A 14988-nucleotide genomic window follows, 5' to 3' on the forward strand; every position below is an offset into this window, starting at 1 on the left:
AATGCATGATTCGCAAAGCTCTGCAAACTCTACAGATTCTACAGATTCTTTGAATATCTCCGATTTCCCTGATTTGCCAGAGGTTAGCGAACAAGGCTTAACACAAAGCGAAGTTTTTGATGCTGTAAATCGCGGATTTGTAAATGTTACAAATAATCGCACATCTAGGTCCGTTCTTTCTATTGTGCGCGCAAACGTGTTTACTCTTTTTAACGCAATTATTTTTGCAGCAATGGTTGTTGTTCTTGCCACTGGTTCTTGGAAAGACGCTGTTTTTGGCTTTGTGATTCTTATTAACACGGGTATTGGTGTTGTTACGGAGTTGCGCGCAAAGCGTACGCTCGACCGTCTTTCGATTCTTGTTGCTTCCAAATCGATTGTTCGGCGCGAAGGCAAAAATGTTTATGTTGATCATAGCGGTATTGTGCTTGGTGATTTGTTGTGGGTTCGTTCTGGCGACCAGGTTCCTGCAGATGCAAATGTTGTTAAATCTTGGGGCTTAGAAATGGACGAGTCCATGCTTACGGGCGAGTCTGTTACTGTTCGTAAAGCTGCGGACGACTTTGTTTATTCTGGCTCTACTGCGGTTTCTGGCGTTGCTTTAATGCGCGTTACGGCTGTAGGAGATAACAGCTATGCGTCTAAGCTTGCTGCACAAGCAAAGGTTTATACAAAAACAATCTCCGATTTGAGTCGTGGAATTAACACGATTCTAAAGTGGATGACGATTGTTGTTGTTCCTCTTTGCGTTTTACTTGTTTGGTCGCAAATCAATAAGGTTGGCGGTTTTGCTGTAGCTTTACAGACGGGGCAGTGGAAGAGTGCTGTTGTTTCTGCTGTTGCTGGAGTTGTTGGCATGATTCCAGAAGGTCTTGTTCTTTTAACTTCGCTTAACTTTGCTGTTGCTGCAATGCGTCTTGCGCGTAAAAAAACGTTGGTTCAGGAGCTTGAATCTGTTGAAACTTTGGCTCGAGTGGATTGCCTTAATCTAGACAAAACGGGCACTATTACGGATGGTGGAATCGCGTTTGTTGGTGTTGACTTGATTGGTGATGGCTCGATTGGTGATGACTCGAATCGTTTGGTGAATCAAGCTTTGTTCGACTTATCTAACGAAGAAAATCCAAATGCTACAGGTTCTGCCATTATGGAAGGCCTTAAAGATCAAGGTGTTTCCTCTGCTTCTAGTGTTAGCGCTCGCTTGCCATTTTCGTCTGCAAGAAAGTGGAGCGCAATACGCTATGCGCTAAAAGACGGTAGATTTGAAACGTGGTATATGGGTGCTCCAGAGGTTTTGGCAACTGCGATTTGTGCACGCAAATCTAGCGTTGCTTCTGGCGATTTGCACGGTTCTATTGTTCCAGCGGTTGCAGAAGGCGGAATCAGCGATTCTGCGGTTTCTGGCGATTCTACTTTCGATAATTGCCATTTAACGGATTCGTTTAAGCAAATTTTGAATCGTGTAAACGAATACGCTCAGCAGGGTAATCGTGTTCTTCTTCTAGCTGTTGCTTATAGTGATTCTGGCGATTCTAATAACGCAACGTTCTACAGTTCTCCAGTAGTGTCTACAAGCGCTCGCCCTGTTGCTTTAGTTCGATGCTCAGAGAAAATACGTGCTGACGCTCGTCAAACTCTTGCTTGGTTTAGACAGCAAGGTGTTAGGTGCCGCGTTATTTCTGGCGATAATCCAACAACCGTTGCATCTGTTGCCGAAAAAGTTGGTCTAACTGGTAACTCAAAGCCTGTTTCGATGGACGCAAGGCAGTTGCCTAAAGATATAAATCAACTTGCCGAAGTTCTTGAAAACGTTGATGTTCTTGGTCGTGTTTTGCCAGATCAAAAAAAGGCGATTGTTCAAGCTTTGCACTCTAAAGGCCACGTCGTTGCTATGACTGGCGACGGTGTAAACGACACGCTTGCGCTCAAAGAGGCAGACTTAGGCGTTGCAATGGGTAACGCTGCTCCAGCTGCTAAAGCTGTTGCGCAAGTTGTTCTTGTTGACTCACGTTTCTCGCATCTTCCAGACGTTGTTGCTAAAGGTCGTCAAGTAATGGCAAACATGGAACGTGTTGCAGGACTGTTCCTTGTTAAAACCGTGTATTCTGCACTGATTTCTGCAGGTGTGGTTTTGCTCGGTCTTAATTTTCCATATTTGCCTCGTCACATAACCTATATCGGTTCGTTAACCATTGGTATTCCAGCATTTTTGCTAGCTTTGGCTCCTAATACAAGACGCTACGTTCCTGGATTCTTGCATCGTGTTGTTCGTTTTGCTTTACCAAATGGTATAGCTGTTGCTGTGTCTGTTTTGGTTGTGTCCATTCTTTCTCCTTTAATGCTTGCGCGCGGTCTTGATTCTTCTAACGCTAACGCTTCTAGGCTTATTGTTGAATCCGTGCACGCTGTTGGTGTAACTCGCACTATTTGTGCTGTTACTGTTTTTGTGCTCGGTGTTGCAGTTTTGGCTACAGTTTCTAAGCCACTTATCTCTTGGCGTGGAATTATGGTCTTATGCTTTGCTGCTGCTGGCGTTATTGGTGCATTTATACCGTTTGTTGCGCATTTCTTTGATTTGCATGTTCCTGTGAGTGGAAATGCAATGTTTGTTATGATTTGTGCTGTAATTTTTGCCTTTGTTATCTGGTTAGTTTTACATCTTGTTAGTCACTTGATTGAAAACTGGATTGATAATGTAAACGATGGTAGTGTTTTGCACTCTTATGATAGTGATCGTTGATGTAGCGTGTCGTGCCTACTAACAATTGTGCTTACAATAGATATGTGTTCAGTATTTTAGAAATGTTCTCGGTTGGTGTAGGTCCTAGTTCTTCACACACGGTTGGACCTATGCGCGCAGCGAATGCTTTTGTGACTTCTCTTCAAAAGAATGGAAAGCTTAAAGACGTTTCGCGTGTGCGAGTCACACTGTATGGCTCCTTGTCTCTTACTGGATTGGGTCATGGCACGGATCGTGCATCGGTTGCTGGTCTTGAAGGTAACCTTCCAGACGATGTTGATACGGAACACATGATGACTATTCGCGAAGATTGTAAGAAAAGCGGAACTTTAACACTTGCGCATAGTCATACTATCGAATTTGATTACGATTCCGATGTTGTTTTTGAAAAGTGGCGGCGCATGGCTGCACATCCTAATGGCATGCGGTTTGTTGCTTTGAACTCCTTTGGTAATACTGTTGACGAACAAGTTTGGTATTCGATTGGTGGCGGATTTATTCGCAAAGGCAATGCCAACGATAAGATGATTGGTTTGCATGACCGCGTTGATGAAAATGTGGAAGAAAGTGAAGATAAAACTAAAGATTCTGAATCTTCTAGTGATTCGCGCGAAGACTCGTCTGTTCCATATCCTTTTACAACGTGCAAAGAACTTATCTCGATTTGCAAAAAGGAGCATAAGAGTATAAGCGACATTGTTTGGCAAAACGAACTTGCTTTGCATAACGGTAATTCCGAATATGTTCGTTCTTATTTGTTGCATGTTTGGGAAGTTATGGAAGAGTGTGTTGAACATGGATGTAACTCTAAGCAGCAGATTCTTCCAGGTGGACTTGAGGTTCATAGGCGTGCTCCGCGTATGTATGCTCGTCTTGCTGCAAATTCCGATATGCTTAAGCAAAATCGTAGGCGAGCTGATTGCGCTCTGGAAGCTTCTGATTCTGCTTGGGTAAATCTTTTTGCTCTTGCAGTGAGTGAAGAAAACGCTGGAGGTGGTCGTATTGTTACAGCTCCGACTAATGGATCCGCTGGTATTATTCCAGCTGTTTTGCAATACTATTGGCGTTTTGTAGACAGTTCTAGCGAGGAGGGAATAATAAAGTTCCTTCTTGCTTCTGGAGCTGTTGGCTATTTGTTTAAGCGCAATGCTTCTATTTCTGGTGCAGAAGTTGGGTGCCAGGGAGAAGTTGGTTCTGCGTGTTCTATGGCTGCTGCAGGCCTGTGCGAAGTTCTTGGCGGAACTCCGCAGCAGGTTGAAAATGCTGCCGAAATTGGTATTGAGCATCATCTTGGTCTCACTTGTGATCCGGTTGGTGGCTTGGTTCAGATTCCTTGTATCGAGCGCAATGCTATGGCTGCCAACACTGCTATTAATGCTGTTAGAATGGCTCTTCTAGGTGATGGCTCTCATATTGTTAGCTTGGATAGTGCTATTAAAACTATGAAGGAAACTGGCCAAGACATGATGTCTAAATATCGCGAAACATCTAAGGGTGGCTTAGCTGTGAACGTAGTTGAGTGCTAGTTATAGTCGTTGCATTTATAGCTATTTTTATTGCATTTTCCTTAAGCATGTTTTGCGTATTTGCTTGCATTGTGTTGCTATATTGTTATGCAAGTTATATGCGTATTGGCATAGGTAGCGGTTGAGTGCTAATCTAAAACACGCTATAAAATTGCAAAAATGTTATAATATTCAAAGTTTTTAATGAATAGTTTGTAAGTGTTAGTGGCTTTTTGCAAGCATTTACACATGTTTGTAAGGGATTATAAGAGGTTATAAAGGAGGCAAAATGGCACAGGATATGCCAGAAGTAGTTGCGGAATTTGGTACTACGCCAACGGTGACGTTCCCAGCGCTTGAGCCGCCAGCAGGGCTTAAGGTTGTTGAATTGGTAGAAGGTAATGGGCCTTTGGTTCGTGCTGGAGACACTGTTACCGTTAATTACCATGGCGTTGTTTGGGGAGCAAGTGAGCCTTTTGACTCTAGTTTTGCTCGTCATACTCCTGCCAGCTTTGGTATTGGTGTTGGTCAGGTTATTCAGGGTTGGGATCGTACTGTTCCAGGACATAATGTTGGTTCTCGCTTACTTGTTTCTATTCCGCCTGAGTATGGTTATGGTTCACGAGGTGTTCCGCAGGCTGGAATTGGTGGTTCGGACACCCTCGTTTTTGTGATTGATATTATTTCTACTCGCTAAACGCGAGTGATTGTTTTGTTGCTTTTATTCTTTATTCTTTGTTAAGGAGATTGCAAAATGGCTGAAGAAAAAGTAATTCTATTGACTAAAGAAGCCTACGATAAGCTTAAGGAAGAATTAGCTCATCGCGAAGGTGAATATCGTGATGAAATCACCGAGCGTATTGCTGCTGCTCGCGCCGAAGGCGATTTGTCTGAAAACGGTGGCTATCAGGCTGCTCGCGAAGAGCAGGGCAAGAACGAGGGTCGTATTAACGAGCTTATTGTTAAGCTACGCAACGCAAAGATTCTTGAGGCTCCAGAGGAAGGCCTTGTTGGCAATGGCTCTGTTGTTACTTTAGATCTTGCTGGTCGAGAGATGACTTATGTTCTTGGCTCTCGTGATATTGCTGTTGCTACCGATTACGATGTTATTAGTCCAGAATCTCCGATTGGTGCTGCAATTATTGGCGCTAAAGCGGGTGATACTGTTAGCTACTCTGCTCCAAATGGTCGCCAAATTTCTGTAACCATTAAGGATTCTCATCCACTCGCTTAAACAATGAATTTGTTTTAATAAGCGAGCACATACTTGTTATCTATTTATTTTCTCTAATCGCTGTGATTTAGAATCTATATGATTTATAGGTCACAGCGATTTTATTTATATGCTTATTTGTATCCGTTTAACAGTATCGTTCTTTAGTTGTTTTAATCTCGTAAATCTTGTAAATCTCTTAAATCATTAAATTTTTCTTAAAATGGTAACAACTTTGCCCATTATCTTTGCGTGAGACCCATCTATAGGGGAATACGCTGGATTGTGAGGCATAAGCCAAACGTGACCATTTTCTTTTCTAAACGTCTTTACAGTTGCTTCGTTATCTAGCAGTGCAGCAACAATATCTCCATTTGTTGCTTCATTCTGTTCTCGCACAACAACATAATCACCGTCGCAAATTGCTGCGTCAATCATTGAATCTCCATGCACTTCTAGCATGAACAGATTTCCGCTTCCAGTAAGTCTTTCTGGCAAACGCATAACATCTTCAACATGTTGTTCAGCTGTTATAGGTACTCCTGCAGCGATTCTTCCAACAAGAGGAACATCGTGAGAGTTTATCAAAGACTCACTGTTATACATGCTCACATCGATAGCTGATTGTTTTTCAAGCAATGCATGGGCTTTTTCTTTATTCCTTTGTATAAAATCTCCAATAACTTCAATTGCTCTACCTTTATTTGCACTTATTCGTATTAATCCTTTCATCTCGAGTGCTCGTAATTGATGTTTTACGGAAGAAGGACTTCTTAAGCCTACAGCTTCACCTATTTCTCTAAATGATGGAGGGAATCCATGTTCTTCGAGGCATTGCTGTATAGCATCCATGATTTTTCTCTGGCGATCTGTTAGTGGCTCAGCGTTGTGCGCCGCAGAATCACTAAGCTCGTTTTGGGTGGTATTCATGGTGTCTCCTTTCGTTGTTTTACATTCTAATACACTTTTCAAAAAAAATCAAACATATGTTCGACACGCCGTTGCATCTTTAGAACAAATGTGTCAAGATTAATACACTTGTTCGATAGAACAAATGTTCATGTCAATTAAAACGTAAGAAAGGATAGTTATGTATAAGAACTTGAACTCTTCTAATGGTATTAGTTATTCAACACCAAATCGTGCCGCTTTGGCTAATAAGGGTTACAAAAAACGCAAAAATAAATTATTTATTCGTTTTATAGTTTTTTCTGCGTTAGTTTGTTTTGCTTGGATTATTTTTATGCCAAAGCCAGCTGTTTCAGCCGTATCAAAATCCTTTGTAACGTATACTGTTCGACCTGGAGATACCTTATGGAGTTATGCAAAATCCATAACAGATAAAAATGGCAATATTTCTGATTCTGTTGATTACCTTATGCAATTAAATAATCTTGATTCTACAGATTTAGAAGTAGGGCAGTCTATACGAGTACCTTTTATTGACGACTGATTTTGTTATTACAAATATTATTAGAATGGAGTATTTATGAGTTCAGATTATGAATATAATTCGTCAGACTCGTATGATTTGTTTGCATTATATTATTGCGATGATTCTGCATGTTGCAGTTGTAATGATTTAAGCGTTAAACCAATTGTTGAACCACTTGTTGTTATGGATGTATCTATATATCCATCTATTCGAGTGTTTTGCGATAAATTTTATAAAATATACGAGGAAAAATATGAAAAAATCGATTTATTTATATAAAACATTGAAATATATATAACATATTTAATTAATTTTTAGTATGCTGTATATATGCATTGTCCTTTTTGTAAGAATTCCGATACTAAGGTTATTGACACTAGAATCAGCGAGGATGGATATTCAATCCGTCGTAGGCGCGAGTGTCAGATGTGTGGTAATCGTTTTACAACAGTAGAAACTACGCAATTGCTTGTTATGAAGCGTTCTGGTTCTGTGGAACCTTTTGATAGGGCAAAAGTGGTTGCTGGTGTTGGAAAAGCTTGCCAGGGTAGACCAATAGATTCTGAGGAGCTAAAGACTCTTGGAATGGAAGTTGAAGCTGATTTACGCGCTCGTGGATTAGCTCAAATCACATCCGAAGATGTTGGAAAAGCAATATTAAAGCCGTTGCGTGAACTAGACGAGGTGGCGTATCTTCGTTTTGCTAGCGTATATCAGAATTTTACTGGTTTGGAAGATTTTGAACGTGCAATAGATGATCTTAAGAAAAGTAAGTGATTGTGCAATATTTTACATTGAGTGAACAATTTGTGAATGTTGCTGAATAAGTATAAGTTTGAGTATTTGAGTTTGTGTGAATGTTGATTTGCTGTTTGTTAGCGAATCGTTGAGTCTTAGAATAAATATGGTTATAGTGTGAGGGATAACCTGATTTGTTTGACCCAATTAAAGGGTCAAACAAATAACAAGGTTGTTAATAGTTGGGTTTACTCAGTACTTTTACTTCGCGATTATTACTTTGAAAAATTGGCGTCGTCTTGTGTGCGCAAGACAACAAGACGCTGTGTTGGTCTTGTCATTGCAACGTATAGATTTGCCGCTGCGCTAAGTCTGGATGCTGCTTCCTGCTCGATGGCAGAAGGTTGCATTAGGATTACCGCATCGTATTCCAATCCCTTAACATTTTCCGCATTGCAAACGCTAATTTGACTATCGTCAAAGTTTTGCTGAATTATGCGTGCATATTCCTTAGTTGAAAGATTCTTGCTAAGAGTATTTTTAACGATTTTGTTTGCATGCTTTATTAGTTCTTGAGGAACAATAATTGCTACGCGTCCGCTTCCGTCTTCGGAAACAAATTCGTTAAATAAGTCAATGCAATATTTAGCAAGCATATTATTAAGCTCATTTTGATTCTGAACCGTATGTGTAACAAGCGAATCTGGAACAGATCTAACTGCATTAACTGTTGATATATATAAGCCAGAATTATTTGCAACTTTTCCTGCAGCTTCAGAAACTTCTTTAGGATTACGGTAATTAATTGTTAGTTCATAAAGATCCCAGTTTTCGTTTCCAAACAATGAGCTCATGTTTTTTTGCCAACTATGTGTACCACCTAGAGAGGAGGTTTGTGCAACATCGCCAACAATTGTAAATGAGCGTGAAGGGCACCTGCGTATTAGCATACGCCAATCCATTGCAGTAAGCTCTTGCGCTTCATCTACAACAACATGGCCATAAGTCCACTCTCTATCAGACGCGGCAAGATTTGCAACCATACTTGCATCGTTACCTTGAATATTCTCAATAAGCATATCGGCGGTAATAATGCCATTTCCTATGCCATTTTGTGCAAGAGTATCGGAAGCATATTGCTGTTCTTCGAGTTTTTTACGAGCGAGAGCAGCGTTTTGTGCTTCAATCTTTGGATCTGGGCCTAGTAGCTCCATAGCTTCGTCAAGAAGTGGGATGTCGGACTGAGTTAAAGGACTTCCTTTTGGTCTAATCAATGCACGAATATCATTTTCACTTAACCAAGGAGCATATATGCGAAGTTGTTCAGGTTTAGAAAAGAGTTGGTCTATAAGCCAATTGGCATTCATAGGTAGCCAAGCAAGATTTAATGTAATCTTGAGCTTATTTTCCATTCTAAGTTGCGAAGTAATATCGGATATCTCCGCTTGGGAAGGAACATAATCAAGTTGTTCTAGATACCTGTTTCTAAGCGAACTTATAACTGACTTTACAAATGTTTTACGCGCCTGGTTATGAGGCTGGTGTGTGCGCTGAGCGTCTAATTGTGCAAGCTCTATATCTTCCTTTTTTAATTGCACAGCAAAACCATTTATGCGTAGTGTTGGCAAATCTTTAGGAACGCGTATTCTTGCGCAAATAGCGTTTTGAATAACGTTTTTCATGCGGTACATTCCCTTAAGTTTTGCTGCATGAGGAGTGTCTTGCACTGTTGCATGAATATTTGGGATTAGATCCGCTATAGTTCTGCTAACAACACCAGTTTCACCCAAAGATGGCAAAACTTGATCTATGTATCTTAAGAATGCGGAGCTTGGTCCTACGATCAAAACGCCTGATCTTTCAAGCTTTCTGCGATGCGTGTAGAGCAAGTATGCTGCTCTGTGCAAAGCTACTGCAGTTTTGCCTGTACCAGGTCCACCTTGCACAACAATTGTACGGTCAAGAGGAGCGCGAATAATGCGGTCTTGTTCTGCCTGAATGGTTGCAACAATATCCGTCATTTTTCCAGTTCTACGAGAACCTAGAGAAGCAAGCAATGCACCTTCGCCAGTAAGTGTTCCTTGCTTAGACGCTTTGTTTACTTCGTCTGAATGAATATCTAGAATCTCGTCTTCAACTCCTACAACTTCTCGGAATTTAAGAGTTATGTGCCTGCGCATAACAATGTCTCCATGATTTGAAGGAGTCGCTTCGTAGAATGGTCTAGCCGCTTCTGCTCTCCAATCAGTTAAGATTGGGTCGTGATTTTCGCTTAGTAAACCGATTCTTCCAATGTAGCGCCTTATGCCTTCTAGGCTGTCTAGTCTGCCGAACACGAGTCTATCTTCTACAGCTCTAAGTTGCGTTAAACGATCTTCGTACATTGTTGCAAAAGAATCTCGTTCTGTTCGCTGAGTTGGTGAGCCATGCGAGCCTGCAGCGCGTACAGAATCAAGCCTTGCTCGGATTGTTGAACGCAAGTTATCTAATCGACTGTAGGCGCAATCAACCGCTTGTTGTTCTTCGCTGAGTTGTGAGGAGTACGTAGACATTTGTGTCCGTTCTTCTTAAAAGTTGGGCTAAAACTAGGCGTTTAAGTATACCTCGAGGCTAATACACGTTGCATGTTTCCAATCTGAGTTAAAAAAATATTATTTTTTTACAAAAAAGTGGGGATTTTTGGTGAGAAATGGGGTAAAATGGTGAATGATGTGCAAGTGGCATATTGCATGTTGAAAAGGAGGTGGATTGATGGCTAGTAACAATGCTGGCGCAAATGCGCAAGATAAAGCCAATTCCTCCTTTAAGCATGCTCAAAATCCATCTGGTTATGATTCTCAAAATACGGCTCAAGCTAATGCTCAAGATGCGCATATGCCAATGCAAAATTCTCAAGCGTACGCCCAGCCTTATTATGTGATGCCGCAAATGCCGCAAATGTATCAAGCGCAGCAAATGCCTCAAATGCCTGTTATGCAGCCTGTTATGCAACCTCAACCTATGTCTTCGGCTTTTACATCCACTCCTTTGCCTCAAGACGCGGTTTTTGGTGCTAATAATTTGCAAAGTCAGGCTAATAATCACGTAAAGAATCCGATACTTCTTGGAACTTATTCTCCAAAAATAGATGCAAAGGGTCGTGTTGCTTTACCTGCAAAATTCAGATCCCAGTTGGGTGATGGTTTTGTTATTGCTCGCGGACAAGAGCGATGCGTTTATGTTCTTCCAATGCAAGAGTTTGAGCGTATTACAACTCAGATTCAGCTCACATCTATGAGTAATAAGTCTGCAAGAGACTACCTTAGAGTCTTCCTTTCTGGCGCTGTTGATCAGGAGCCAGATAAGCAAGGTCGTATAGTAGTGCCTCCAATGCTAAGGGATTATGCAAATCTTGGAGATGAGATTGTTGTAATTGGTGTTGGAACTCGCGCAGAAATATGGAACAAATCTGCTTGGAACAATTATCTTGCAGATAAAGAGCAAGATTATGCAGATATTGCAAATGATGTTCTTCCGGCGGTGGCACAATGAAAGATTTATCTATAATTCATGCGCCAGTGCTGCTGGAAGACTGTGTAAATCTTGTTTCTCCAGCATTAGATCACAAAGATTCTATTGTTGTTGATTGCACTCTTGGACTTGCGGGTCACGCAACAGCTTTTCTTAAAGCTGCTCCACTTGCAACTCTTATTGGAATAGATAGAGATAGTGAAGCTCTTGGCTTAGCGACAAAAAGAATGCGCGATGAAGGCTTAGAGAATCGTTTTATTCCAGTGCATGCTGCATTTGATGAAGTTGACAAAGTTCTTGAAGATTTAGAAATCGAAAAGATTGACGCAGCGTTTATGGACTTGGGTCTTTCTAGTTTGCAAATAGACGAGGAAGATAGAGGATTTTCTTATTCTCATAACACAGTCTTAGATATGCGTATGGATACAACTCAAAGTGTTACTGCTGAAACCATTCTTGCTACTTATAGTGCATCCAGTCTTGCTCAAATATTCCGTGAGTATGGTCAAGAACGTTTTTCTGGGCCAGTCGCAAGAAAAATAGTGCAAGTTAGACAAGAGAATCCAATAAAAACGTCTGGTCAACTTGTTGATTTAGTGGATCATGTTATTCCGCGTGCTCATCGTGCTCCAGGAAATCCAGCTAAACGAGTTTTTCAGGCTCTTAGAATCGAAGTTAATGGAGAGCTAGATAAGCTTTCTAGGACTCTGCCAAAGCTTGCTTTGCGCTTAAATAACGGTGGCAGAATTGTTGTTGAGTCTTATCATTCTTTGGAAGATATTACGGTTAAGCGTTTTATGAATAAAGGCTTAGAAGTAGATGTTCCAGCAAATATGCCAATTATTCCGCAAAGTGCAAAACCTTTCTTTAAGTCTTTAACTCGCGGAGCTATTAAAGCATCTAAAGAAGAAATTGCAAATAATACAAGGTCTTCTTCTGTTCGCTTACGCGCAGTGGAGCTTATTAGATATATTCCAGATAGGTGGATTAAAGACTTTACAGCTATTGCTCAAGGAGAAGATTCATCTTTGCATCGTTCTTCTTCTAAAGCGAATGGCGTAAATAACAGCAAAGGAGGCAGGTTCTAATGGATAAGCCAAGTAAAAACCGTGCTTCTAGGATTGCTGCGTCTTATGCAAATTCATCTGCTCCTGCTGGGCGAGTAAACGAGAAGGCAGCTGGTAATAATTCAAGGCAAAATCGCGTTTTAAAGTCGATTCCATTAGTGTTTAGTGCCTCTGACCGTAGGTCTTACACAGTAATGAATCACTTACATAGAGTCATAGAGTGGAGTAACACTCGTAAAGCTCCTCTTTTCAACTTGATTATTGTTGTTATTTTCCTTTTTGTTACGCCTACTACGTCTTTGTTATTGCGCACAAAAATGGCGGAGATATCTTTTGAACAAGCTGCCACTCAATCAAGTATCTCTAGGCTTCGTCAAGATGTGGAAACTGCGCAAACAAAGTTAGATGCGCTAGAAGCGGATCTTCCAGCAAAAGCACAAGATATGGGAATGATTCCACAACAGGGAGCAATAACAGTTGATTTAAGTGCTTATGCAAACAAAAAGAAGGCAGAACAAGCTGCTATTGAAGCTCAAAAAGCTAAGCCAGAGCAAGCACAGCAAAAACTTAAACAACAACAAACTAAACCAGATAAAACTAAACCAGATAAAACTAAACCAGATAAAACTAAACCAGACAAAACTAAATCAGATAAAACTAAACAACAAACTAAACAACAGCCAGAACAAAAAAATAAGGAGAAACATTGATGAACCGCCTAATCAAGCAACGTTTCGCCAAATACTCAGGCAAAATGAAAACAGTATTGTATTATGCCAAACTTGCTGGTAAAAAGTTGCACTCTACTACAAGCAGAGTGAGCAAAATCAGCAAGAGCAGATTCAATACGAGTAAGTTGTACAGATCATACGGCAGTAATGCCGCGCGTTCTGGTTCTGGTTATGCTTCTTCTGGAGCTAATGCACGTTATGGCGCTCAAACTAGCGTTATACGAAACACGGTTTTTGCAAAAAAGTGTATTGCTGTTGCAATGATATTCGCGTTTATTGCATCTGTAGCAATAGTAAAACTTAGCTTTATACAGTTAATCAATGCACGTTCTACTGCTCAGGCGGCGCAGGCAGAACGTAGCAGAACTCGTCCAATACTTGCTCGTAGAGGTCGTATTTTAGATGCAAATGGTTCTGTTTTAGCTCAAAGCGTTGAAAGATACAACATAATCGCAGACCCTATGAATGCTCAGTCTTTTAAGCCAACTCCTTGCACAAAGCAAACTGCTGGGAATTGTCATGCAATTAATGGCAAAGATGTTGAAGGAACTGGCGCTGTTGCTGTAGCACGTCTTTTGGCTCCTATTTTGCATATGAGTTCTGTCGAAATAGGCGGCAAGATTGCAGGCGTAGGACGTTACGCTGTTATTAAAAGAAATGTTAAGCCTTCTGTTAAGCGCGCAATAGACAAGCTTAATCTTTCTGGTTGTGTTTATGCAGAAAACAGTAGCGAACGCGTATACTCGAGTGGCCCTATTCTTGGTGCTTTAATCGGCTCTGTTAAAGACGCTGAAGAAAGCGCTCGCAAGGAAGCAAAGGGTAGAAGAGGAGAAATTGGCGAATCTGGACTAGAGCTTTCTCAAGATAAGGTTCTAACTGGTAAAGATGGATATCAAAAATACCAGGGAAATAACGTTGGAAATGAGAAAATTCCTGGAACGGTAAGCGAATATAAAGATGCTGTAAACGGTAACGACATAAAGCTAACTATTGATAGCGATGTAGATTGGTACGTTAAGAAGGTTCTTCTAGACGGCATGAATAGGTATAAAGCTGGATGGGGCGTTGCTGTTGTTCAAGATATTCGCACTGGAGAAATCGTTGCTCTAGAAGATAGCGATAGTATTAAAGCTGGTTCTGCCGAAGCTAGAGCGTCTGTTTCTAAAGCTGTTAGCCAAGTGTTTGAGCCAGGCTCCATTGGTAAAGTTTTCTCAGTTGCAGGCATGCTTCAGACGGGCGCGCGCTCGTTATCAGATAAGTTTGCTGTTCCAGGAAGCATTGAAAAGCAAGGTCAGCTTTTCCACGACGCTCATAATCATGGTGTTATGAGGCTCACTTTGGCAGGCATTTTGAAGGAATCTTCTAACGTTGGCATGATTATGGCTGGCGAAAAATATCCAAATAACAAACGTTATGAGTTTTTGTCTAAGTTTGGAATTGGACAATATACTGGATTAGGCTTGCAAGGAGAATCTCAAGGTTTGCTTCCGAGTGTTCAATCGTGGGATGGTCGTAAGCAAAACACTGTTTTGTTTGGTCAGGGTTATGCAACAAACGCTTTGCAAATCACTAATGCTATATCAACAATCGCAAATAAAGGCGTAAGACTTAAGCAATCGATTATCAAGTCTGTAATTGATCCTCAAGGCAGAGTTACTGAGCGCAAAAGGCCAGAAGGCACTAGGGTATTGGATGAGCACGTTGCTGATCAAATGTTAAATGCTATGGAGTCCACTGCAGAATATTACGGTAGCTACATATCTGTTAATGGATATCGAATTGCTGCAAAGAGTGGTACTGCAGAAGTTGCTGGATTTGGCGGAGCGCTTAGCTCTATAGTTGCAGATTGCGCAGCAATATTGCCTGTAGATAATCCACGTTTTGCAATAACTGTAGCATTAAGCAATCCAGAAGGTACATTCGGTGTTTATACTGCGGCGCCTATTATAAAAACAATAGGCGAGTTCCTAATGCAAAAGTACAACGTTCCAGTATCGACTCCTCGCACCGATCCTATTGCTGTACAATGGTAATAGATAGCGAACGAGG

At 41.0% G+C, this 14988-nt stretch carries 12 protein-coding genes; 10 read left to right on the plus strand and 2 right to left on the minus strand.

Going from position 1 to position 14988, the window contains the following annotated elements:
- Position 1 precedes the first annotated feature (1 nt).
- The 4 genes from HXT23_RS01040 to HXT23_RS01055 all read left to right on the plus strand — a co-directional run bounded on the left by HXT23_RS01040 (position 2) and on the right by HXT23_RS01055 (position 5479).
- The gene (locus HXT23_RS01040) at positions 2-2740 is read left to right on the plus strand and encodes an HAD-IC family P-type ATPase (protein WP_422113067.1); all 2739 of its coding nucleotides are present in this window, start codon (positions 2-4) and stop codon (positions 2738-2740) included.
- A 62-nt stretch (positions 2741-2802) separates the two neighbouring features.
- Positions 2803-4266, plus strand: a complete 1464-nt coding sequence (locus HXT23_RS01045; protein ID WP_422112935.1) for an L-serine ammonia-lyase — start codon at positions 2803-2805, stop codon at positions 4264-4266.
- A 268-nt stretch (positions 4267-4534) separates the two neighbouring features.
- Complete coding sequence (locus HXT23_RS01050) at positions 4535-4942, plus strand: FKBP-type peptidyl-prolyl cis-trans isomerase (RefSeq protein ID WP_004130076.1); 408 nt, start codon at positions 4535-4537, stop codon at positions 4940-4942.
- Between the two features lie 57 nt (positions 4943-4999).
- Positions 5000-5479 carry a GreA/GreB family elongation factor gene (locus tag HXT23_RS01055; RefSeq protein ID WP_016635771.1) on the plus strand — a complete coding sequence of 160 codons (480 nt, stop codon included), beginning with the start codon at positions 5000-5002 and terminating at the stop codon, positions 5477-5479.
- A gap of 186 nt (positions 5480-5665) precedes the next feature.
- On the opposite strand, the gene lexA is transcribed toward HXT23_RS01055, so the two are convergent.
- On the minus strand, positions 5666-6388 hold the full coding sequence (gene lexA / locus HXT23_RS01060) for a transcriptional repressor LexA (RefSeq protein WP_422112936.1): 723 nt from the start codon (positions 6386-6388) through the stop codon (positions 5666-5668).
- A 160-nt stretch (positions 6389-6548) separates the two neighbouring features.
- Between lexA and HXT23_RS01065 the strand changes: the two genes are divergently transcribed.
- Together HXT23_RS01065 and nrdR are read left to right on the plus strand one after the other, a co-directional pair.
- Positions 6549-6911 carry a LysM peptidoglycan-binding domain-containing protein gene (locus HXT23_RS01065; RefSeq protein ID WP_016635773.1) on the plus strand — a complete coding sequence of 121 codons (363 nt, stop codon included), beginning with the start codon at positions 6549-6551 and terminating at the stop codon, positions 6909-6911.
- Positions 6912-7223: 312 nt separating this feature from the next.
- A complete protein-coding gene (gene nrdR, locus HXT23_RS01070) occupies positions 7224-7670 on the plus strand; it encodes a transcriptional regulator NrdR (protein ID WP_032812895.1) in 447 nt (148 codons plus the stop codon).
- 236 nt (positions 7671-7906) lie between these two features.
- Here nrdR and HXT23_RS01075 read toward each other — a convergent pair whose 3' ends face one another.
- The gene (locus tag HXT23_RS01075) at positions 7907-10183 is read right to left on the minus strand and encodes a HelD family protein (RefSeq protein WP_422112937.1); all 2277 of its coding nucleotides are present in this window, start codon (positions 10181-10183) and stop codon (positions 7907-7909) included.
- A 199-nt stretch (positions 10184-10382) separates the two neighbouring features.
- On the opposite strand from HXT23_RS01075, the gene mraZ reads away from it, so the two are divergent.
- Genes mraZ through HXT23_RS01095 form a run of 4 tightly spaced genes read left to right on the plus strand, consistent with a single transcriptional unit; the run spans position 10383 to position 14972 of the window.
- A complete protein-coding gene (gene mraZ / locus HXT23_RS01080) occupies positions 10383-11162 on the plus strand; it encodes a division/cell wall cluster transcriptional repressor MraZ (RefSeq protein WP_422112938.1) in 780 nt (259 codons plus the stop codon).
- The gene (rsmH, locus tag HXT23_RS01085) at positions 11159-12229 is read left to right on the plus strand and encodes a 16S rRNA (cytosine(1402)-N(4))-methyltransferase RsmH (protein ID WP_422112939.1); all 1071 of its coding nucleotides are present in this window, start codon (positions 11159-11161) and stop codon (positions 12227-12229) included. The genes mraZ and rsmH overlap by 4 nt, the downstream gene beginning before the upstream one ends.
- On the plus strand, positions 12229-12918 hold the full coding sequence (locus HXT23_RS01090; RefSeq protein WP_422112940.1) for a hypothetical protein: 690 nt from the start codon (positions 12229-12231) through the stop codon (positions 12916-12918). Before rsmH ends, HXT23_RS01090 begins: the two co-directional genes overlap by 1 nt.
- On the plus strand, positions 12918-14972 hold the full coding sequence (locus HXT23_RS01095) for a peptidoglycan D,D-transpeptidase FtsI family protein (RefSeq protein WP_422113068.1): 2055 nt from the start codon (positions 12918-12920) through the stop codon (positions 14970-14972). The genes HXT23_RS01090 and HXT23_RS01095 overlap by 1 nt, the downstream gene beginning before the upstream one ends.
- Positions 14973-14988 lie beyond the last annotated feature (16 nt).

Origin of the sequence: Gardnerella sp. DNF00257 (assembly GCF_049262745.1) — a bacterium.
In the GTDB taxonomy this organism is placed as follows: domain Bacteria; phylum Actinomycetota; class Actinomycetes; order Actinomycetales; family Bifidobacteriaceae; genus Bifidobacterium; species Bifidobacterium piotii.